The following is a 20,189-nucleotide window of genomic DNA, read 5'->3' as shown; positions in this document are numbered from 1 at the left end:
TCAGGCATGTGGTAAGCGAGACTGGATGTCCGCCGAACTCTTTCACGCCTACGGGCAGGAGCTTGTGAGTATCCGGTTTCGGCGTCTAAGGGAAATTCGATGGGAGCGGCGCGTGATCTGGAGGGATGAGTAAAGTTGGCCGAACGGACTACACCACGTACAATACACCTGGCTCGGAAGCGCGACACGCTAACTGTCCGGGAGTCTGCGTTAGCGTGCCTCGGAAGCGGCCTTTTCCAGTTCGCGGATTTCTTCGTCGTACTGAGCAAGCGCTTTCCCCGAGCAAGCGTTTCCCAGATTCTCAACACAGGTCTCGAATTTCGAGAGCAGGTCTGCATAATGGGCGACGCCATGATGGCCATATTTTCGCGAGATCTTATATCGAGTCACCTCGGCATAGGCGGTGTTGATGTACCCCAGACCAAAATCCTTCAACTGCCTGTAGCTCAGTTGCCTAATCTCGGTTGATGGGACCGACTTCATCGCTTCGACGATCGATTTGTCCACGCCATTTCTCTCGGCGTAGCTAGCGATCTCGTCGTATTCCTTGGCAAAGTAACTGCTCACATTTTCCTGATTGATGACCACATCGCTCGGCAACTGGTCGACAGACATCCTGTGAATACCGACATCCACGTCTACGTAGACTCGCCTGTTCGCCGCCATCAGAATCAGAACGCAGGCGCTGTAGCAGTGCCCCTCGACGATCGCTGTGTCCGTGACGCTATTGACAGCGCCGCCTATTTTCAGCGCCGCACCGACTTGCCCACCATCACTGTTCAGAAAGAGCCTTCTGAAAAAGCTGTGCCCGGACTTCTGCGCAAAATCTGCGTTCTTCAGGAAGAAATATGCATCGCCATAATTTATGCGACCAACCACATGCACGTCCAACATAGCAGGTCGGGGGCAGGCATCGGCGCCATAGACTGCCGTAAGCATGAACTTCTTCATGACGTCCTCATCCACGCAAGCCATGCACTGGTAAGGCGACGTCAAGCGAGCGACATCCTTCGCTCCATCGCCGCTGTCCGAGCAGGAGATTAGCAGATCAGCTTTCGAGGGCCATATGCTCGAAATCTGGATGAGAACGACAGCAAGGGTCGCGAGCATTAGGCGGATCAATAGTCGTCTGCAAAGCCGCTTCAACATCGGTTCGTATCTTTCGTCGACGGCAGAGAAGGGGTGCAACCGCGAATCTCGAAAACCCTGCAGAGAGGTGGCAGCTTACATACTATAGTTGATAAACTCCGAATCTGTAAACTGCGATCCCTCAGCGCATGGATATGCGCAAGCTGGTAGGCCAGAACTTTGCCCGCCTACGGCGGGAGAAGGGCCTTACACAGGAGCAGGTCGAAGAACGTTCAGGCTTCAGCCAGCAATATCTCAGCGGCCTTGAGCGGGGCCAGCGAAACCCAACAGTCGTGACGCTTTTCGAACTCGCGCAAGCCCTTGGTGTGAGCCATATCGACTTGCTCCAGCCCGGTTCGGAATAGCTGGTTCCATCCATAGATATCGTTGCCACACTACAACGCCGTGCCGCGCTAAGTCGCGACGATGCGCTTGCGGCAGGAGTGCTCCTTGTGCGGGCAGATCCTATTGGCGTATCTCAACATCAAATAACGAGGGGCAGCTATGGCCAAACGGAATGAGGAACATCGCTCAAAGAGGAAAACGCCCTACAACGATCGCTCGGATTTGGAAAAGCTGCAGTCGCAGTGGAACAAGCTTTCAGGGCTTCAACTGCGGGACGAACCGTCCGCCGCAATCGTTCGGAGTGCGACCGCGGCTGAAATCGCCGCGAACTATGCAATCAGACACGAATGGGGCAGGCGAACCGATTTCGACGCTGCAATAGTCGACCAACTCCTTCTTTGGGCAAATGGTCTGAGAGGAAAGATGGAGCGACTGTTTGTTCCGGTCTATTTCGCCGAGCCTCGAAAGAGTAAGACGGCTAAGCGGCTTCTTTCCTCGGCCGAAAAGATCAACAAAATTCGCAACGAGGTCGTTCACCAAGGCCGTTTCAGCAGCGCCGACGAAGCGGAGCAAGTGATCGCTGAAGCCAAGCATTTTATCGATATGATAGTGGGCCTGTCGCGGCAAGGATTCGATATTCAGGATCGGAAGCGAACTGGGAATGAATGAGCTTCCGTTCTTTCAGAACGGCTCGCCCCATGTCGCGCGGACTGTCGCCATTTCAACCGCCGACCAGATTCAAGGCGCCCGCGCGATCGGCAAAGCGCGTGCTGCGAAGAAAATAGAGGAGAACGATAGGGTGGCGCTAAAGAAATCTGAACTTTACAGCTTTCTATGGTCAAGCTGCGACGAGCTGCGCGGCGGCATGGACGCTAGCCAGTACAAGGACTACGTCCTCTCGCTTCTCTTCATCCGCTATATCAGTGACAAATACGCCGACGTTCCCTACGCGCCCATCACCGTCCCCAAAGGCGCAAGCTTTGCCGACATGGTCGCCCTGAAGGGCACCGCTGACATTGGCGATCAGATCAATAAGAAGATCATTGCCCCGCTCGCTGCTGCGAACCAGCAGCTTTCGCAGGCGGACTTTCCCGACTTCAACGAAGCCTCAAAACTCGGGGACGGCAAGGAGAAGGTCCAGAAACTCACCAACCTGATCGCCATTTTTGAAGACCCGGCGCTCGACTTCTCATCCAACCGCGCCGACGGCGATGACATTCTGGGTGATGCCTATGAATATCTGATGCGCCACTTTGCGTCCGAAAGCGGGAAGAGCAAAGGCCAGTTCTACACACCCGCCGAAGTCAGCCGCATCATGGCGCAGATCATCGGTATTCGTCAGGCGCAGACGAGCGCCAAGACGACTGTGTACGACCCGACCTGCGGCTCGGGTTCGCTTCTGCTGAAAGTAGCCGACGAGGCCGGGACCAATGTCACGCTCTATGGTCAGGAAAAAGACTCGGCCACGAGCGGTCTTGCCCGTATGAACATGATCCTGCACAACACGCCGACCGCCCTGATCACCCAAGGCAACACGCTGGTTGATCCGAAATTCAAGGACGGCGACACCCTCAAAACCTTTGACTACGTCGTCGCCAACCCGCCCTTCAGCGACAAACGCTGGAGTACTGGCCTTGATCCGCTGCATGATGAGCATGATCGCTTCAAGACGTTTGGTATTCCGCCCGCCAAGCAGGGGGACTATGCCTATCTGCTGCATATTATCCGTTCCCTGAGAAGCACTGGCAAGGGCGCCTGCATCCTTCCGCACGGCGTCCTGTTTCGGGGTAATGCCGAAGCTGAAATCCGGCGCAACCTCGTGCGCAAGGGTTACATCAAGGGGATCATTGGGCTTCCCGCCAACCTGTTTTACGGCACCGGCATTCCCGCCTGTATCGTTGTCGTTGACAAGGAAGACGCGCAGGCGCGCAAAGGAATCTTTATGATCGATGCCAGCCAGGGCTTCATGAAGGATGGCCCCAAGAACCGACTGCGGTCGCAGGACATACACAAGATCGTCGACGCCTTCACGCGGCACACCGACATCGCCGGTTTCTCCCGCATGGTTCCGTTCGCCGAGATCGAGAAGAACGACTTCAACCTCAACCTGCCGCGCTACATAGACAGCCAGAAGCAGGAAGACCGGCAGGATATCGAGGGACATCTGCGCGGCGGCATCCCTCAAGCCGATATCGATGCGCTCCAGCCCTATTGGGCTGTTTGTCCCGCGCTGAAAAAGGCGCTCTTCAAAGAGCGCCGCCCGGGATATGTCGAGCTGACGATCGAGAAGACGGCCATCAAGTCCGCCATCTTCGATCACCCCGAGTTCGTGGCCTTCACGCAGGGCATGAACAAGCACTTTGACGCCTGGCGTGTGCGTACTGCGGAGAAGCTAAAGGCGCTCAAGCCCGGTCATCATCCGAAGGAAGTCATATTCGACCTCTCGGAGGACTTGCTCGCGCACTACACCGGTAAGCCGCTGATCAGCAAATACGACGTTTATCAGCACCTGATGGATTATTGGGCGGAAGTGATGCAGGACGACTGCTACCTGATCGCCGCCGATGGTTGGAAAGCACAGACTTACCGCATCACCGAGAAAGATAAGAAGGGCAGGGAAAAGGATCGAGGCTGGGCCTGCGATCTGGTTCCGAAATCGCTTATCGTGGCGCGATACTTTGGCGATGAGCGGGCCGCCATCGATGAAATCGCGGCGGACCTGGAATCCGTTGCGTCCACGATTGCCGAGCTTGAAGAAGAGCAAAGCGCCGAGGATGGCGCATTCACGGCACTGGAGAAGATCAACAGGGCGAACGTGGCTGCCCGGCTGAAAGAGATCAAGGGCGACAAGGAAGCGAAGGACGAGGTTGGTACCCTCAATGAGTGGCTGAAACTTTCGGGGCGGGAAGCCGACCTCAAGAAAAAGATTACGGAAGCCGAAGCGGCGCTCGATTTGGCGGCTTACAAAAAATATCGGCAACTATCAGAAGCGGAGATCAAGGTGCTGGCTGTCGACGACAAATGGCTGGCGGTCATTGATGCGCGGATTCGTGGGGAGATGGATCGTATCAGCCAAGTGCTGGCGCAGCGGGTGCGGGTATTGGCGGAGCGATATGCGGTGAGGCTGCCTGATCTGGTGTCGAATGTTGCGCAACTGGAGGTTAAGGTAGGTGAGCATCTCAAGAGGATGGGATTCTCATGGTGACCGTCGACGCCGCGCGTGCCGCGCCGACGGCGACATCAATGGAGCCATCTGTCGACCACAACGGATGCAGCGAAAAAACCGAACAGGATCTTGTTCCGGCCGGTTGGGACGTCCGGCCACTATTGTCGTCAGCACGCATCGCCAGCGGTCAAGTTGATCCTCGAATTGAGCCCTATCGCTCCATGATTTTGATCGCGCCTGATCACATTGAAAGTGGCAGTGGCCGGCTTCTGACGAAGATAACAGCGGCTGATCAAAGAGCAGTCAGTGGAAAATACTTTGTTCGTGCCGGCGACATCATTTACAGCAAGATCCGCCCGAATTTACAGAAAGCTGCTCGTGTTGATTTCGACTGCCTATGTAGCGCTGATATGTACCCGCTTACGCCGGTCAAGGGTTTTTCGGGTGGTTTCATAGCGGCCGTTTTGCTCAGCGAGCGATTCACGAATTTCGCTGTATCGGTCTCGGCAAGAAGCGGGATGCCGAAGATTAATCGTACCGAACTCTCTCAATATTTTTGCGCGTTTCCTTTGCATGAACACGAGCAGCACGCTATCGCTGGGGCGTTGGCAGATGCAGATGCGCTGGTGGAAACGTTGGAAATGCTCATTGAGAAGAATCGCGCAATAAAACAAGGCATGATGGAAAGCCTGTTTACAGGAGAAATCCGGCTCCCAGGGTTCACGACTAGCTGGCGATACACATCCATTGGCGAGCATTATGATTTCAAGAATGGCCTAAATAAAGAAAAGAAATATTTTGGATATGGAACGCCAATTATAAATTACATGGATGTCTTCCATAACAACTGTATTACAAAGAGTGACGTATGTGGCCTCGTTTCTCTCACCCCTGCTGAGCGTGAAAACTTTTCTGCAAGACGAGGAGATATTTTCTTTACGCGCACATCAGAGACCTCTGACGAAATAGGGATGTCCGCCGCGCTGGTAGACGATTTGCCCAATGGCGTATTTAGCGGTTTTCTGCTTCGGGCCAGACCAAAATCAGTTGATATTGATCCAACGTTCGCTGCGTACCTGTTCCGGTCACCTTTGGTGCGTCGACAGATTATATCAAAGGCATCCTATACCACCCGTGCCCTCACGAATGGTCGGCAATTGTCTGCTGTCGCATTCAAATTGCCATGCAAAGACGAGCAGCGGGCGATAGTCAACTCCGTCCTCGATTTGGACCGCGAACTCAGCGAGCTAGTACTGAGGAAGAAAAAAACAAAAATGTTGAAGGCGGGCATGACGCAAGTGTTGCTAACCGGGAGCGTTCGGTTGGCATGAGCAACATCGGCAAGTCTGAGGGCGCCACTCAAAAGCGTGTCATTGAGCTGTTTCGTGATGAGTTGGGATATCGCTTTTTGGGCGACTGGTCTGACAGGGACGGCAACAGCAATATCGAAGACGACTTGCTGACCGCGTCGCTTTCACGGCGCGGCTACAGCCCGGCGCAGATCAGCGCCGCCATATACAGGCTGCGCTCGGAGGCCGACAAAAACAGCCGCAGCCTCTATGCCAATAATCAGGCCGTCTACAACCTGTTGCGCTACGGCGTGCCGGTGAAGGAGGAGGCCGGGAAAGTTACCGAGACCGTTCACCTCGTCGATTGGAACGATCCGGCGAAGAACGATTTCGCCATTGCCGAGGAAGTGACGTTGAAGGGCGGACTTGAGCGCCGTCCCGATCTCGTCCTGTACCTGAACGGTATCGCCATCGGCATAATTGAGCTGAAAAACAGTCGCGTGACCATCGGCGACGGCATCCGACAGGCCCTGTCAAACCAATTGCCGGAGTTCAATCAGGGCTTCTTCAGTACTATCCAATTTGTTTTTGCCGGCAACGATACCGAGGGGCTGAAATACGGGACGATCAAAACCGAAGAAAAGTTCTTCCTTCAGTGGAAGGAGGATGAGGAGGACGACACCCGGTTCAAGCTGGACAAATATCTGCTGCGCATGTGCCGCAAGGACCGACTGCTCGAATTGCTGCATGATTTCGTGCTGTTTGACGGCGGGGTGAAAAAGCTACCCCGTGTCCATCAGTATTTCGGGATCAAGGCGGGGCAGGATCACGCCCGACAGCGCAAGGGCGGGATCATCTGGCATACGCAAGGGAGCGGCAAGAGCATCGTCATGGTGCTGCTGGCCAAGTGGATTTTGGAGAATAATCCGCACGCCCGCGTCGTCGTCATCACCGACCGCGACGAACTCGACAAGCAGATTGAGCGCGTGTTCCGGGATTCTGGCGAAGAGATGAAGCGCACCAGCAGCGGGCGCGATCTCATGAAGCAGCTTGGCCAGGGGACGCCTCGGCTACTCTGTTCGCTGGTGCATAAGTTCGGCCGTAGGGATGTCGACGACTTCGATGCTTTCATAAAAGAGTTGGAATCTGAACCCAGCAAGACGGTGGGCGAAGTGTTTGTGTTTGTCGACGAATGTCACCGGACGCAAAGCGGCCGGCTGCACCGCGCGATGAAGGCGATGATGCCGAGCGCCGTCTTCATGGGCTTTACCGGCACACCCCTCCTCAAAAAGGACAAACAGACCAGCCTCGAAATTTTCGGCGGCTATATCCATACATACAAGTTCGGCGAAGCTGTTGAGGATGAGGTCGTTCTCGATCTTGTCTACGAGGCTCGTGACGTCGACCAGAGTCTGGGATCAGAAGACAAGATCGATCAGTGGTTCGAGGCTAAGACGAAGGCCTTGAATGACTGGCAGAAGGACGAACTGAAAAAGAAATGGGGCACGATGCAAAGCGTGCTCAGCTCGAAATCGCGCATGGATCGCGTCGTCGCCGACATCGTGTTCGATTTCAGCGTGAAGCCGCGTTTGTCTAGTGAGCGGGGCAATGCGATTCTCGTAGCTTCCAGCATCTATGAAGCTTGCAAATATTTCGTGCTCTTCCAGAAAACGCCGTTCCGCAACAAGTGCGCGCTTATCACATCCTACAATCCCAACACGCAGGACATCACCAAAGAAGAGACTGGCGCCAACACCGATACCGATCGGCAGTTCATCTACAACGCCTACACCGATCTGCTGAAATCCATCGAAGCCAATGCGGGCATGTCCAAGACGGAGACATACGAGGAGGCGGCGAAGGCGCTGTTCACGAAAGAACCCGCGAACATGAAGCTGCTCGTGGTTGTCGACAAGCTGCTTACGGGATTCGACGCGCCGCCATGCACCTACCTCTACATCGACAAGTCGATGCAGGATCACGGCCTGTTCCAGGCGATTTGCCGGACCAATAGGCTGGACGGCGAGGACAAGGATTTCGGCTATATCGTCGATTACAAAGACCTCTTCAAAAAGGTCGAAAACGCAATCTCGGTCTACACGTCGGAACTCGACCGCTCCGAGGATGGACCGTCACCGGATGTGATGCTCAAAGACCGGCTGAGGAAGGGCAAAGAACGTCTCGATCAGGCCCTTGAGGGTATCATCCTCCTCTGTGAGCCCGTGGAGTCGCCGCAGGGCGAGCTGGAATACATTCACTTTTTCTGCGGCAATACCGAAATGCCGTCTGATCTCAAAGAGCGGGAACCTCAACGTGCGGCCCTATATAAGGCAACCGCCGGATTACTGCGCGCATATGCCAACATCGCGGATGAAATGGATGCGGCAGGGTACACGGCCGACGAAATAGTGCGCATCAAAAAAGAGGTTGAGCATTATCTCAATGCGCGGGACACGGTTCGTCTAGCCAGCAACGAAAGCCTCGATTTGAAGGCCTACGAGGCTGACATGCGTCATCTGATCGACACCTATATCGAGGCCGCCGAACCACGCAAAATCTCGCCATTCGATGGCATGAGCCTGTTGGAGCTGATTGTGAAGAGCGGCATTGCCGACGCAATCTCAAGTCAACTCAGCGGGCTCAAGGGCAACAAGGACGCCATCGCCGAAACGATTGAGAACAACGTCCGCAGCAAGATCATCAAGGAGCATTTGAATGACCCGGCGTTCTACGAGAAAATTTCTGCGCTCCTGGATGAGATCATCGCCAGCCGCAAGGCGAAGGCCATCGAATACGAGGTGTATCTAAGGCGCATCGCCGAGATCGCTCAGCGCGTTGAGGCCGGACAAGCGCAAGGCGTTCCACCGGCCCTGGATACGCCCGGCAAGCGCGCGCTCTATAACAATCTTGGACTGGATGAAGCACTCGCCCTCAAGGTTGACGAAGCGGTCAGGACCAGCCGCCCCGATAGCTGGCGTGGTGTCCAGCCGCGCGAGCAGCAGATCAAGGCAGCCCTATATAAAGTGCTCCAGGAGTTTGCCGAGGTGGAGCGGGTGTTCCTAATCGTCAAGGCTCAGAAGGAGTATTGATGATCACTGTGCTCGACATCGGGGAGGTTTCGGTGGACGTGGTGTTCAAGGACATCAAGAACGTCCATCTGAGCGTTTATCCACCGACGGGCCGCATTCGCATTTCTGCGCCGTCACGGATGACACTGGACAATGTCCGGCTATTTGCGATCTCGAAACTTGGCTGGATTAAGAAGCAGCGCGGAAAGCTTCTGTCGCAAGAGCGCGAACCGGCTCGCGAGTTCCTAGAGCGCGAAAGCCACTATGTCTGGGGGCGGCGTTACCTGTTGCGGCTCGAAGTGGGCAACCCGGCAGTCGAATTGGGCCATCGCGATATGGTGTTGCGGGCCGACGGCGATTCGCCGCCCGAACGGCGACGGGATCTTTTAGAGGAGTGGTATCGGCGCGAGATGCGAATGGCGGTGGCGCCTCTCGTGCGAAAGTGGGAGAGCGCACTCGACATTCACGTCTCCCGATTCTTTATCCAGCGCATGAAAACAAAATGGGGTAGCAGCAATCCAGTTCGCCGGACCATCCGGCTGAATTTGGAGCTAGCTAAGAAGCCGCCAGAATGCCTCGATTATATTGTGCTGCATGAAATGCTTCATTTTATCGTACCCAATCACAGCACACGCTTTCAGGCACTCCTCGACGAAAACCAGCCTGGCTGGCGCCACTTGCGGCAAGTCCTGAATGAAAGTCCGCTGCTCTACAATTGATCCATTGCGGACGATGCCGGTCGCCCACGATCGCTTTTGACACGCCGACAAGCAGTCGGTCCTTAAAAACATTGCTGGCGAAAATTTTCGATCACCCGTCCAACTTGGCAAGCAATGCGGGCAGAACGCCCCCCCGATCCGGCGGGGTGGGGGCAGGTAGGGTGTGGGGCACCCACAGGAAATTGAGGGTGCGGCTCTCTCTCTTGAAGACGCCCGAACTTCTTGAGAGCAGTCGCGGCCCAGGCTGCCTTTGATAGGCTGGCGTTACAATAGAGTCGGCATCCGAGAAGCATCTCTCATATGGCGTAACAGACTGAGCCACGCCAGCAATAGACTGTCGGGTCGCTCCATCATGAATTGGGGATAAGAGTGGGGAAACATATCGCCAACGACGCAATCTTTCATATTTTCAAAGACTTGCTGGCGAGATTTGGCGGAGAGGGAGGGATTCGAACCCCCGATACCCTTGCGAGTATGCCGCATTTCGAGTGCGGTGCATTCGACCACTCTGCCACCTCTCCGCGAGGTCATGGTCGGCCGTTGCCGGCGCGGCGCACTAGATAACGGCTGACTGCTGGAGTTACAAGGCCCTATTCGAGCGAATTCCAGCTTCCGCGAAAAGCAGCGGCGACGGCGCACCCGCCTCCTTTGCCGGCGGCATGGCTCGGCGTGTCGCCCGGCAGACCTGTTTGCCTTGACTCCAACGCAACCTTCGGTTAGGGACAGCCCGCATTCGGCGTGGAGGCTCTTCCGCGCCGCTTGTTTTTTGAACCCGCAGACTGACAAAAAGACGGCCGAACCGCCCGAGGCGGTTCATCGAGGCCGACCGAACAGCGAAAGGCAAAAAATGTTCGCAGTCATCAAAACGGGCGGCAAGCAGTATCGCGTCGCCGCCAACGATCTCCTGAAGATCGAGAAACTCGAAGCCAAGGTCGGCGATATCGTCGAGATCGGCAATGTGCTCGCCCATGGCGAGGGCGAGAATGTCACCTTCGGCGCGCCGTTCGTCGATGGCGCCATGGTCACGGCGGAAGTCGTCGAGCAGGGCAAGAACCGCACAGTCATCGCTTTCAAGAAGCGCCGCCGCCAGAATTCGCGCCGCAAGATCGGCCATCGCCAGCTTCTGACCACCGTGCGGATCGCCGAGATCCTGCTGGGTGGCGCCAAGCCGTCGAAGAAGGCTGCCGCGAAGCCGGAAGCCAAGGCAGAGGCGAAGGCTGAAGTCGCCGCCGAGGCGAAGGCCGAGGTGGCTGTGAAGGAGCCGAAGGCCAAGAAGGAGCCCAAGGCCGAGGCCGCTTCCGGCGAAGAGGCCAAGGCCGCGCCGCTGTTCAAGGCGCCGAAGGGCGAGCCGGACGACCTGACCGTGATCAAGGGCATCGGCCCGGTCGCGGCGAAGGACCTCGCCGAGCAGGGCATCATCACCTTCGCGCAGCTCGCCAAGCTCACCGAGAAGGATATCGCCAAGATCGACGAGCACATGCCGTTCAGCGCCGACCAGATCAAGGACTGGCGCGAGCAGGCCAAGGAACTGGCGAAGAAGTAGTTTATCCGGCGACGATCGTCGCCGGTACGGACTTGAAACGGAACGCGAACGCGTTCATAAGACCATTCAAGCGCCTCAGGGCGCATCGGAGTTAGTCAAATGGCACACAAGAAAGCTGGCGGTTCGTCGCGCAACGGTCGCGATTCGCACTCCAAGCGTCTGGGCGTGAAGAAGTTCGGCGGCGAAGCCGTCGTCGCCGGCAACATCATCATTCGTCAGCGCGGCACGCAATGGCATCCGGGCACCAATGTTGGCATGGGCACGGACCACACCCTTTTTGCGCTCGAAGCCGGCGCAGTCACCTTCAACAAGAAAGCCAACGGCCGAACCTACGTATCGGTGAACCCGATTACCAAAGCAGCGGAGTAGCCGGTTCCGCACCATAACACCGGCGCCCATCTCGGGAACCGGTGTCTGGCCAGGCCAGGAAAAGGATCAGGAGAGATGGGCTCGCCCTCTCTCCTTTTTCATTTTTTCTTGCCCTGGAGGACTAAATGGTTGCCGAAGCGGAAGACACCGAAGACGAAAGTTACGCGATCGATTGCCCGGCGCTGGCCACTGAGCGGCTGATCATGCGCGCCCCGCGCGAGAGCGATCTCGAGCAACTCGTCACGCTTGCCGACAACCGACATGTCGCCGAGATGCTGGCCCGCATGCCGCATCCTTATGGCGAAGCCGAGGGCCGGACCTTCCTCGCCATGGCGGCGTCGCGCCGCGCCGGCATCGTCTATGCCCTGACGCTCAAGGATACCGGCACCTTCGTCGGCTGCGCCGGGCTCAACACCACCGATCGTGGCCTGGAACTGGGCTACTGGATCGGCGAGCCTTACTGGAAGCGCGGCTATGCCACCGAGGCCGCGCACGCCCTGGTCGACCTCGCCTTCCAGCGGACCTCGATCCAGGTGCTGCATGCCTCGACAAGGGTGATCAATCCGGCCTCACGCCGGGTCATTCACAAATGCGGCTTCCAGTATGCCGGCCAGGGCATGCTGAACTCGATCGTCGCGGGGCAGGTGCCGGTCGAGCGCTACAGGCTCGACAGGAAGACCTGGACGAGCCTGAGTAATTGGATTCATTTTTGACGATTGCTTCACGGCGCTGGGCAAGCGCCCCTCACCCGGATTGCCAACCGAATTGCGAGGGGCAATTCGGGGCAATCCGACCTCTCCCCAAGGGGAGAGGAGCAGGTAAGCGCGGGCGCCAACCTCTTCTCCCGGGGAGAAGGTGGCCGCGTAGCGGCCGGATGAGGGGGAGTTCAGAATTCAGCCCAGCTCGGCCCAGAGCGGCAGGTGATCGGAGCCGACGGCGTCCCGGTCGGACCATAGACGCTTCAGCGATCTGGCCAGCGAGGCGCTGGTGAAGATGTAGTCGATGCATTTGTGGCGGCTTTTGTCGTCGGGGCGGTCGGGGTCGACCCAGGTGACGAGGTCGGCGACGGCAAGGCGCTGGGCGACGTCGACGGCAAGATCGGCGGTCAGCGGCATGCCAAACTCATGGTCCGGGCGGCCGGCGAGCTCGACATATTCGGGCGAGCCCGGCAGCATGTTGAAGTCGCCCATGACGATGAAGGCTTCCGGATAGGGCAGGTCCGGCAGGCCGATCTCGGGAATGCCCGACAGGCCGCCGCCTTCGAGCGCATAGTTCAAGAGGCGCTGGCGCAGGAAGCGGATCTGGCTCTGGCGCTCGACCGGGCTGCGGTGGTCGAGATGGGTGGAGTAGAAGCGGATGAAGCCGAGCGGCGTCTCGATCAGCGCTTCGAGCGCGCCGCGCTGGAAATTCATGGCCTCGAGGCTGCGGCTGCGCGGCAAAAGGAGATTGCGCGACAGATGAATGGGCGTCTTCGACAGCACCATGTTGCCGAGCTGGAAGGAAGTCGAGATGGCGCGGCCGTTCTCCAGGCGCGAGCCGATATTGACCTCGAAATTACTGCCATAGGCGGCAAAATAATCGGGCAGCGCCTCGCTGATCTCGGCCACCATGTCGCGGTCGCCGTTGCGCGGGTTGTTGCGGGTCACTTCCTGCAGCGCGACCACGTCGGCGCCGCGCACGGCGTCAGCGATGCGCCCGACATCGTATTTGCCGTCGAGGCCAATGCCGTACTGGATGTTGTAGGAAACGATCTTCATTCCCGCGCCCCTTCAGTCCCCGCCAGTGCTACCGCGTGCGCGCCGAAAGGGCATCCGGCGCTTTAGTCGCAATTCGGCCTCGCCCTCGGCCCTGCCTTGGTTTAGAGCAATCCCGCAAGTGCAATAGCAGAAACTTGAAACGATGAAATTCCTCGACCAAGCCAAGGTTTACATCCGTTCCGGCGACGGCGGTGCCGGATCGGTGTCGTTCCGGCGCGAAAAGTTCATCGAGTTCGGCGGGCCGGATGGCGGCGATGGCGGCCGCGGCGGCGATGTGTGGGCGGAAGCGGTCGACGGGCTGAACACGCTGATCGACTATCGCTACCAGCAGCATTTCAAGGCCAAGACCGGCATGCACGGCATGGGCCGCAACATGACCGGGGCCAAGGGCGCCGACATCACACTGAAAGTGCCGGCCGGCACGCAGATCTTTGCCGAGGACAATGAGACGCTGATCTGCGACCTGACCGTCGTCGGCCAGCGCTTCCTGCTTGCCAAGGGCGGCAATGGCGGCTTCGGCAACCAGCATTTCAAGACCTCGACCAACCAGGCGCCGCGGCGCGCCAATCCCGGCCTGCCGGGCGAGGAGCTGAGCATCTGGCTCCGGCTCAAGCTGATCGCCGACGCCGGCCTGGTCGGCCTGCCCAACGCCGGCAAGTCGACATTCCTTGCGGCCGTCACCGCGGCCAAGCCGAAGATCGCCGACTATCCGTTCACCACGCTCTATCCCGGCCTCGGCGTCGCCCGCATCGACGGCCGCGAGTTCGTGCTCGCCGACATTCCCGGCCTGATCGAGGGGGCGCATGAGGGGGTGGGCATCGGCGACCGCTTTCTCGGCCATGTCGAGCGCACGCGCGTGCTGCTGCACCTCGTCTCCGCGCAGGAGGAAAACCCGGGAAAAGCCTACAAGACGGTTCGCGCCGAGCTCGATGCCTATGGCAATGGGTTGACGGACAAGGTCGAGATCGTGGCGCTCAGCCAGGTCGACATCCTCGACGCCGACGCCCGCAAGAAGAAGGCGGCCTCGCTGAAGCGCGCCGCCGGCCGCGCGCCGATGCTGCTTTCGGCCGTCACCGGCGAAGGCGTCGAGGCCGTGCTGCGCGCGCTGATGGCGGTGGTCGCAGAAGCGCGCGATGCCGTTGCGGCTCCTGTCGACACGCGCTGGCGATAAGACCCATGAAATCGCTGAAATCATACCGGCGCATCACAGTGAAGATCGGTTCGGCGCTGCTCGTCGACCGCACGACCGGTTTGAAGCGCGACTGGCTGACCTCGCTTGCCGGCGACATTGCGGTGCTTGCCGATGCGGGCGCCGAAGTGCTCGTCGTCTCCTCGGGAGCCATCGCGCTCGGGCGCACCATTCTCGGCCTCGGCAGACGCGCGCTGAAGCTCGAGGAGAGCCAGGCGGCGGCCGCCGTCGGCCAGATCGCGCTTGCCGGCGCCTGGTCGGACGCGCTCGGCAAGGACGGGCTGAAATCGGGCCAGATCCTTTTGACCCTCGGCGATACCGAGGAACGACGCCGCTATCTCAATGCGCGCGCGACGATCTCGACCCTGCTCAAGATGAAGGCGGTGCCGGTCATCAACGAGAACGACACGGTGGCGACCTCCGAAATCCGCTATGGCGACAACGACCGGCTGGCGGCGCGGGTGGCGACCATGATGGGCGCCGACCTGCTGGTGCTGCTTTCCGACATTGACGGGCTCTACACGGCGCCGCCGGCCAAGGACCCGCAGGCGAAGTTCATCCCGGTGGTCGACCGCATCACGCCGGATATCGAGGCGATGGCGGGCGCGGCCGCGTCCGAACTGTCGCGCGGCGGCATGCGCACCAAACTCGACGCCGGCAAGATCGCCAATGCCGCCGGCACCGCCATGATCATCACGTCCGGCACCAGGCTGTCGCCGCTGATGGCGATCGAACGCGGCGAACGCTCGACCTTCTTCAAGCCGAGCCCCAATCCGGTGAAGGGTTACAAGACCTGGATCGCCGGGCAGCTCGAACCGGCCGGCCGGCTCACCGTCGATGCCGGCGCCGTCGGTGCGCTCATGTCGGGCAAGTCGCTGCTGGCTGCCGGCGTCAAGCTGGTCAGCGGCAATTTCTCGCGCGGCGATACGGTGGCGATCCTATCTCCGGAGGGCCGCGAGGTCGCGCGCGGCCTGGTTGCCTACGATGCCGCCGATGCCGTAAGGATCGCAGGCCTGAAGACGGCCGAGATCGAAAACGTGCTCGGCTACGAGGCGCGATCGGCGATGATCCATCGCGACGACCTTGTGGTAAGCGTTGCCGGCGACCAAGTATTGGCCGACGACTAGGTGGGGCGGAGGGATGAACCATGCTGAAGCTGCATGAAAAGTCCGGCGAAGACACCGTGGCACTGATGGCCGATATCGGCCGTCGCGCTCGCGCCGCCGCCCGACCGTTGGCCGTCGCTTCCACAAGGGCAAAGAACGATGCGCTGGTTGCCATGGCCGAAGCCATCCTGCGCAACGAGCAGGCCATTCTCGACGCCAACGCCATCGATACGTCGAATGGCGAGGAGGCCGGCTTGTCGGGTTCGTTCATGGACCGGCTGAAGCTCAATCCCTCGCGCATCAAGGCGATGGCCGACGGCATTCGCGAGATCGCCGCGCTCGAGGATCCAGTCGGCGCAACCATTGCGGCCTGGGACCGGCCGAATGGGCTCCGCATCGAGCGCGTGCGCACGCCGCTCGGCGTGATCGGCGTCATCTATGAGAGCCGGCCGAACGTGACGGCGGACGCCGGCGCGCTCTGCCTCAAGGCGGGCAATCCGGTGATCCTGCGCGGCGGTTCGGACTCGCTCAATTCCTCGGCCGCGATCCATGCCTGCATGGTCGAAGGGCTGAAAGCCGCCGGCTTGCCGCAGGACGCCATCCAGCTGGTGCCGACCACCGACCGCGCCGCCGTCGGCGAGATGCTGAAAGGTCTCGGCGGCAATCTCGACGTCATCATCCCGCGCGGCGGCAAAAGCCTGGTCGGACGCGTGCAGACCGAGGCGCGTGTGCCGGTCTTCGCGCATCTGGAAGGCATCTGCCATCTCTATGTCGACCGCTCGGCCAAGCTCGACATGGCGGTCAATATCGCCGTCAACGCCAAGATGCGGCGCACAGGCGTGTGCGGCGCGGCCGAGACCTTGCTGGTCGACCGCGCGGTGGCCGCCACGTATCTGGTGCCGATCCTGGAAGCGCTGCGCGCCGCCGGCTGCGAGATCCATGCCGATGCCGAGGTGATGGAAGCCTTCGCCGACGCCAGCCCGGCGACCGACGCCGACTGGGTGACGGAATATCTCGACGCCGTCATCGCGGTGAAGCTGGTCGACGGCATCGCCGGCGCGATCGAGCATATCGAGACGTTTTCCTCGCACCACACCGAGGCGATCGTCGCCGAGGATACGGCTGCGGTTGAGCGCTTTTTCAACGAGATCGACTCGGCGATCCTCTTGCACAATGCCTCGACGCAGTTCGCCGATGGCGGTGAGTTCGGCATGGGCGCCGAGATCGGCATCGCCACCGGCAAGATGCATGCACGCGGACCGGTCGGTGTCGAGCAGCTCACCTCGTTCAAATACCGCGTGCGCGGGTCTGGACAGGTGAGGCCTTGAAGCCGTTCGCCTTGAGGGGTTGAAGCTTGCGCCCAGGCCAGAGAGGGGGGGCTAGCACCATGCTTTCCCAAGCTGAGCAGCCAGTCCCCGCCCGCTACCTCCGCATGCCCCACGCCGCCAGGGGGCTGACGGTCGGTTTGTTCGGCGGCTCGTTCAATCCGCCGCATGCCGGTCATGCGCTGGTCGCCGAGATCGCGTTGAGAAGGCTCGCGCTCGACCAGCTTTGGTGGATGGTGACGCCCGGCAATCCGCTGAAAAGCGCGCGCGAACTGGCGCCGCTCGCCGAGCGTGTCGAGCTGTCCGAAAAGATCGCCAGGAACCCGAAGATCAAGGTCACCGCCTTCGAGGCGGCGCAGCATGCGCGCTACACCGCCGACACGCTTGCCCTGGTCAAGGCGCGCAACCCGGGCGTCGATTTCGTCTGGATCATGGGCGCGGACTCATTGCGCGACTTCCACCGCTGGCAGCGCTGGCGCGAGATCGTGCTGACCTTCCCGATCGCGGTCATCGATCGCCCGGGCGCGACGCTCTCCTTCCTGTCGTCGGTCGTCGCCAAAACCTTCGACTATGCCCGTATCGACGAGGGCGACGCGCCGCTGCTTGCCCGCATGCCGGCGCCTGCCTGGACCTTCATCCACGGTCCGCGCTCCTCGCTCTCCTCCACCGCGCTCCGCAAGGCGGCGAAGGGGTAGGGCTTTTACCTTCTCCCCTTGTGGGAGAAGGTGGATCGGCGCGCAGCGCCGAGACGGATGAGGGGTGTTCCAGGGAACGCCGATCTCACTCCGCTGGAACACCCCTCATCCGTCTTGCCGCTTCGCGGCAATCCACCTTCCCCCACAAGGGGGGAGGGGAAGTCCGGCCATGTCGCTTTTACGGCGGCTTTTTTCCTGTCCGTAGACCAAGCTGCACAAGCATGCTGAAGCAGAACCCCACCACAACCGAACCCGCCCGCGCCGCGCAATCGGCGCCGTTGATCGCCATTGCCAGCGTCATCGTGTCGATGGCGCTGATCGCGATCGGCAATGGACTGATGTTCGCTTATATCCCGGTGCGCCTCGGCGCCGACGGGTTCGACCCGACCTGGGCCGGGCTGATCGTCACCGGGCTTTCGGCCGGCGGGCTGGCCGGCTGCATCCTGACCGGGCCGCTCGTCAAGCGAGTGGGTCACGCCCGCGCCTTCATGGTGCTTTCGGCGCTGATCGCGCTTTCCAATGCCGCGATCGGCGCCGGGCCGATACCGCTTTTATGGATCGCCGCGCGGGCGCTTTACGGCTTCGCCATCTGCGGGCTGTTCATCGTCGCGCAGAGCTGGCTGAACGATGCCTTGCCGAATTCGATCCGCGGCCGGGTGATGGCGGTGTTCTATGTCGCCTATATAGGCGGGCTAGGCGTGGGTTATGCGACGCTCGCCGCGATCGACATCCACACGGCCGCGGCGGCGCTGATCGGCATCACCTTCACGGCGCTTTCCATCCTGCCGGTCGGCATGACGCGGCTGGCGCAGCCGCCGGCGCCGCAGGCCGCATCGGTGGCGCTTCGCCGCGCCTGGCGCATCTCGCCGGTCGGTGTCGCCGGCATGCTCGCCGTCGGCGGCCTGTCGATGATCGTCTCCGGCTTCGCGCCGATCCATGCCACCGCCAAGGGCTACAGCCAGGCCGACGTCGCGCTGCTGTTGTCGGCGATGCCGGTCGGCACGCTGATCCTGCAGATTCCGCTCGGCTGGATATCCGACCGCACCGACCGGCGCTACGTGCTGGCGGGCGCGGCGGCGCTCGCGGCGATCGCCAGCGTGCTTGCGATCGTCTTCGACGGCGGCGCGCTGATGGCGCTGGTGGTGATCTATCTCATCTGGGACGGAGCGTCGGAATCGATCTACGCGCTCTCCAGCGCGCATGCCGCCGACCGCGCCGGCAAGGACGAGCTTCTGGCGCTGTCGAGCTCGATGCTGTTCGCCTGGTCGCTGGCCGGCTTCATCGTGCCCGGCATCGTGACGGCGCTTTCCGCCGTCTTCGGCACCGCGACCTTCATCTATGTCGGCATCGTCATCGCATCGGCCTTCTGCCTGTTCGTGCTGTGGCGCGTGATGGCCGGCCGGCCGACACCCGCGGCCATAAGCGGCAGTTTCGCGCCGATGTCGGCGCAGACGCCCCTGCCGGTGGAGCTTGCCTTCGCGCAGGATGAGTCGGTCACTTCCAAGTGAAGAACCGGCACTGAAGAACCGGTGAGACTATTGCTTGCGCGCCTCCGGCGCCGGCATTTCCGGAGGCGGCAGCGGGATCGAGATGCCCTCGGTATCGAAAGCCTGCTTGGCGCGCTTGGTCATGTCGATCTGGGTCGAGAAATAGTCGGCGGCCGACGTCCAGTAGCGCAAGGTGAGTGAAACGGTGGTGTCGCCGAGACTGGCCACGAAGGCGATCGGCGCCGGTTCGCGCCGGATGCGCTTTTCGGCGGCGGCGATGGCAAGCAGCGTCTTTTGCGCGCGGTCGATGTCATTCCACGAGCCGATGCTCAAGGTGACGTCGGTGCGCCGCACGCCGTTGCGGGTGAAATTGCGCACCGGCTGGTTCCACAGCGTCGAATTGGGCGCCAGTATGTAGACGCCTTCGACGGTGCGCAGCTTGGTGGCAAACAGGCCGATCTCCTCGACCTTGCCGGCAATCGAGCCGACCTCGACATTTTCGCCGATGCGAAAGGGTCTCAGCGCCAAAAGCATGATGCCGGCGGCGATGTTCTGCAGCGTGCCCTGCAGCGCCAGCCCGATGGCCAGGCCGGCAGCGCCGATGGCGGCAATGATGGAGGCGGTCTGCACGCCGAATTGGCCGAGCACCATGATGACGACGAGGATCAGGATGGCGTAGCGCACGACCTGTGAGAAGAAATGCCGCAACGTCTCATCGAAGCCGTGGATATGGCCGAGGCCGGCATAGATCGAGCGCTCGGCAAGCCCGGCGACAAGATAGCCGACGACCAGAAGGATGACGGCGCCGATGGCCGAGAAGGAATAGGAAACAATCAGCGTGCTCAGCTGCGCAAGCCCGGCCTGGATGGTAATGAGGGCGCTTTGCGGGTCGGTGGGCATGGCGGGTATCCCGTTGGTCAATGCGCCGATAACCCGTGCGTCTGGCATCGGTTCCCGCCTTTTGCGGCTTGGCGGAGCGCCTCCTCAACATCGCGCGGAGATC

Annotated in this window: 17 protein-coding genes and 1 tRNA gene; 14 read left to right on the top strand and 4 right to left on the bottom strand. The window is 60.3% G+C overall.

What is annotated here, in order from left to right:
* Positions 1-210: 210 nt before the first annotated feature.
* Complete coding sequence (locus tag LB520_RS08390; RefSeq protein ID WP_224637132.1) at positions 211-951, bottom strand: hypothetical protein; 741 nt, start codon at positions 949-951, stop codon at positions 211-213.
* A gap of 326 nt (positions 952-1,277) precedes the next feature.
* Between LB520_RS08390 and LB520_RS08385 the strand changes: the two genes are divergently transcribed.
* From LB520_RS08385 to LB520_RS08360, 6 genes are all read left to right on the top strand, one after another.
* Entirely contained in the window at positions 1,278-1,493 is a 216-nt protein-coding gene (locus LB520_RS08385; protein ID WP_224637131.1) for a helix-turn-helix domain-containing protein, read from the top strand.
* A 139-nt stretch (positions 1,494-1,632) separates the two neighbouring features.
* Complete coding sequence (locus tag LB520_RS08380; protein ID WP_224637130.1) at positions 1,633-2,142, top strand: hypothetical protein; 510 nt, start codon at positions 1,633-1,635, stop codon at positions 2,140-2,142.
* A complete protein-coding gene (locus LB520_RS08375) occupies positions 2,135-4,678 on the top strand; it encodes a type I restriction-modification system subunit M (RefSeq protein WP_224637129.1) in 2,544 nt (847 codons plus the stop codon). Before LB520_RS08380 ends, LB520_RS08375 begins: the two co-directional genes overlap by 8 nt.
* Positions 4,672-5,970, top strand: coding sequence for a hypothetical protein (locus LB520_RS08370; protein WP_224637128.1), 1,299 nt, complete (start codon positions 4,672-4,674; stop codon positions 5,968-5,970). Before LB520_RS08375 ends, LB520_RS08370 begins: the two co-directional genes overlap by 7 nt.
* The gene (locus LB520_RS08365; protein WP_224637127.1) at positions 5,967-9,017 is read left to right on the top strand and encodes a type I restriction endonuclease subunit R; all 3,051 of its coding nucleotides are present in this window, start codon (positions 5,967-5,969) and stop codon (positions 9,015-9,017) included. Before LB520_RS08370 ends, LB520_RS08365 begins: the two co-directional genes overlap by 4 nt.
* The gene (locus LB520_RS08360) at positions 9,017-9,715 is read left to right on the top strand and encodes a M48 family metallopeptidase (protein ID WP_224637126.1); all 699 of its coding nucleotides are present in this window, start codon (positions 9,017-9,019) and stop codon (positions 9,713-9,715) included. Before LB520_RS08365 ends, LB520_RS08360 begins: the two co-directional genes overlap by 1 nt.
* A gap of 431 nt (positions 9,716-10,146) precedes the next feature.
* On the opposite strand, the gene LB520_RS08355 is transcribed toward LB520_RS08360, so the two are convergent.
* Positions 10,147-10,236, bottom strand: a tRNA-Ser gene (locus LB520_RS08355).
* Positions 10,237-10,562: 326 nt separating this feature from the next.
* Between LB520_RS08355 and LB520_RS08350 the strand changes: the two genes are divergently transcribed.
* The 3 genes from LB520_RS08350 to LB520_RS08340 all read left to right on the top strand — a co-directional run bounded on the left by LB520_RS08350 (position 10,563) and on the right by LB520_RS08340 (position 12,340).
* A complete protein-coding gene (locus tag LB520_RS08350; RefSeq protein WP_224637125.1) occupies positions 10,563-11,258 on the top strand; it encodes a 50S ribosomal protein L21 in 696 nt (231 codons plus the stop codon).
* Between the two features lie 99 nt (positions 11,259-11,357).
* Positions 11,358-11,627, top strand: coding sequence for a 50S ribosomal protein L27 (gene rpmA, locus LB520_RS08345; RefSeq protein WP_040991608.1), 270 nt, complete (start codon positions 11,358-11,360; stop codon positions 11,625-11,627).
* Between the two features lie 125 nt (positions 11,628-11,752).
* Positions 11,753-12,340, top strand: a complete 588-nt coding sequence (locus LB520_RS08340) for a GNAT family N-acetyltransferase (protein WP_224637124.1) — start codon at positions 11,753-11,755, stop codon at positions 12,338-12,340.
* A gap of 180 nt (positions 12,341-12,520) precedes the next feature.
* On the opposite strand, the gene LB520_RS08335 is transcribed toward LB520_RS08340, so the two are convergent.
* Positions 12,521-13,384: an endonuclease/exonuclease/phosphatase family protein gene (locus LB520_RS08335; RefSeq protein ID WP_224637123.1), complete on the bottom strand. Its 864-nt coding sequence runs from the start codon at positions 13,382-13,384 to the stop codon at positions 12,521-12,523.
* A gap of 142 nt (positions 13,385-13,526) precedes the next feature.
* Between LB520_RS08335 and obgE the strand changes: the two genes are divergently transcribed.
* The 5 genes from obgE (at position 13,527) to LB520_RS08310 (ending at position 19,207) form a co-directional block, all read left to right on the top strand.
* Positions 13,527-14,555 (top strand): GTPase ObgE, encoded by a 1,029-nt coding sequence (gene obgE / locus LB520_RS08330; RefSeq protein WP_224528218.1) that lies wholly within the window; start codon positions 13,527-13,529, stop codon positions 14,553-14,555.
* A gap of 5 nt (positions 14,556-14,560) precedes the next feature.
* Positions 14,561-15,700, top strand: coding sequence for a glutamate 5-kinase (gene proB, locus LB520_RS08325; protein WP_224637122.1), 1,140 nt, complete (start codon positions 14,561-14,563; stop codon positions 15,698-15,700).
* Between the two features lie 20 nt (positions 15,701-15,720).
* Complete coding sequence (locus LB520_RS08320) at positions 15,721-17,007, top strand: glutamate-5-semialdehyde dehydrogenase (RefSeq protein WP_224637121.1); 1,287 nt, start codon at positions 15,721-15,723, stop codon at positions 17,005-17,007.
* A gap of 59 nt (positions 17,008-17,066) precedes the next feature.
* Positions 17,067-17,699, top strand: coding sequence for a nicotinate-nucleotide adenylyltransferase (locus LB520_RS08315; protein ID WP_224528208.1), 633 nt, complete (start codon positions 17,067-17,069; stop codon positions 17,697-17,699).
* Positions 17,700-17,920: 221 nt separating this feature from the next.
* Complete coding sequence (locus LB520_RS08310; protein ID WP_224602142.1) at positions 17,921-19,207, top strand: MFS transporter; 1,287 nt, start codon at positions 17,921-17,923, stop codon at positions 19,205-19,207.
* A 27-nt stretch (positions 19,208-19,234) separates the two neighbouring features.
* Here LB520_RS08310 and LB520_RS08305 read toward each other — a convergent pair whose 3' ends face one another.
* Complete coding sequence (locus LB520_RS08305; RefSeq protein ID WP_224602412.1) at positions 19,235-20,086, bottom strand: mechanosensitive ion channel family protein; 852 nt, start codon at positions 20,084-20,086, stop codon at positions 19,235-19,237.
* Between the last annotated feature and the right edge of the window lie 103 nt (positions 20,087-20,189).

Origin of the sequence: Mesorhizobium sp. CA12, assembly GCF_020165255.1 — a bacterium.
In the GTDB taxonomy this organism is placed as follows: Bacteria; Pseudomonadota; Alphaproteobacteria; order Rhizobiales; family Rhizobiaceae; genus Mesorhizobium.
The sequence above is the reverse complement of the archived record's forward strand: the minus strand, read 5'-3'. Positions and strand labels throughout refer to the sequence as shown.

What these genes read in the sequence shown, in the direction of transcription:
- obgE (WP_224528218.1), top strand. Translation starts at nt 13,527, where the DNA reads ATGAAATTCCTCGACCAAGCCAAGGTTTACATCCGTTCCGGCGACGGC.
- LB520_RS08335 (WP_224637123.1), bottom strand. Translation starts at nt 13,384, where the DNA reads ATGAAGATCGTTTCCTACAACATCCAGTACGGCATTGGCCTCGACGGC.
- rpmA (WP_040991608.1), top strand. Translation starts at nt 11,358, where the DNA reads ATGGCACACAAGAAAGCTGGCGGTTCGTCGCGCAACGGTCGCGATTCG.
- LB520_RS08305 (WP_224602412.1), bottom strand. Translation starts at nt 20,086, where the DNA reads ATGCCCACCGACCCGCAAAGCGCCCTCATTACCATCCAGGCCGGGCTT.
- LB520_RS08320 (WP_224637121.1), top strand. Translation starts at nt 15,721, where the DNA reads ATGCTGAAGCTGCATGAAAAGTCCGGCGAAGACACCGTGGCACTGATG.
- LB520_RS08340 (WP_224637124.1), top strand. Translation starts at nt 11,753, where the DNA reads ATGGTTGCCGAAGCGGAAGACACCGAAGACGAAAGTTACGCGATCGAT.
- LB520_RS08310 (WP_224602142.1), top strand. Translation starts at nt 17,921, where the DNA reads ATGCTGAAGCAGAACCCCACCACAACCGAACCCGCCCGCGCCGCGCAA.
- LB520_RS08385 (WP_224637131.1), top strand. Translation starts at nt 1,278, where the DNA reads ATGGATATGCGCAAGCTGGTAGGCCAGAACTTTGCCCGCCTACGGCGG.
- LB520_RS08370 (WP_224637128.1), top strand. Translation starts at nt 4,672, where the DNA reads ATGGTGACCGTCGACGCCGCGCGTGCCGCGCCGACGGCGACATCAATG.
- LB520_RS08375 (WP_224637129.1), top strand. Translation starts at nt 2,135, where the DNA reads ATGAATGAGCTTCCGTTCTTTCAGAACGGCTCGCCCCATGTCGCGCGG.
- LB520_RS08365 (WP_224637127.1), top strand. Translation starts at nt 5,967, where the DNA reads ATGAGCAACATCGGCAAGTCTGAGGGCGCCACTCAAAAGCGTGTCATT.
- LB520_RS08315 (WP_224528208.1), top strand. Translation starts at nt 17,067, where the DNA reads ATGCTTTCCCAAGCTGAGCAGCCAGTCCCCGCCCGCTACCTCCGCATG.
- proB (WP_224637122.1), top strand. Translation starts at nt 14,561, where the DNA reads ATGAAATCGCTGAAATCATACCGGCGCATCACAGTGAAGATCGGTTCG.
- LB520_RS08360 (WP_224637126.1), top strand. Translation starts at nt 9,017, where the DNA reads ATGATCACTGTGCTCGACATCGGGGAGGTTTCGGTGGACGTGGTGTTC.
- LB520_RS08380 (WP_224637130.1), top strand. Translation starts at nt 1,633, where the DNA reads ATGGCCAAACGGAATGAGGAACATCGCTCAAAGAGGAAAACGCCCTAC.
- LB520_RS08350 (WP_224637125.1), top strand. Translation starts at nt 10,563, where the DNA reads ATGTTCGCAGTCATCAAAACGGGCGGCAAGCAGTATCGCGTCGCCGCC.
- LB520_RS08390 (WP_224637132.1), bottom strand. Translation starts at nt 951, where the DNA reads ATGAAGAAGTTCATGCTTACGGCAGTCTATGGCGCCGATGCCTGCCCC.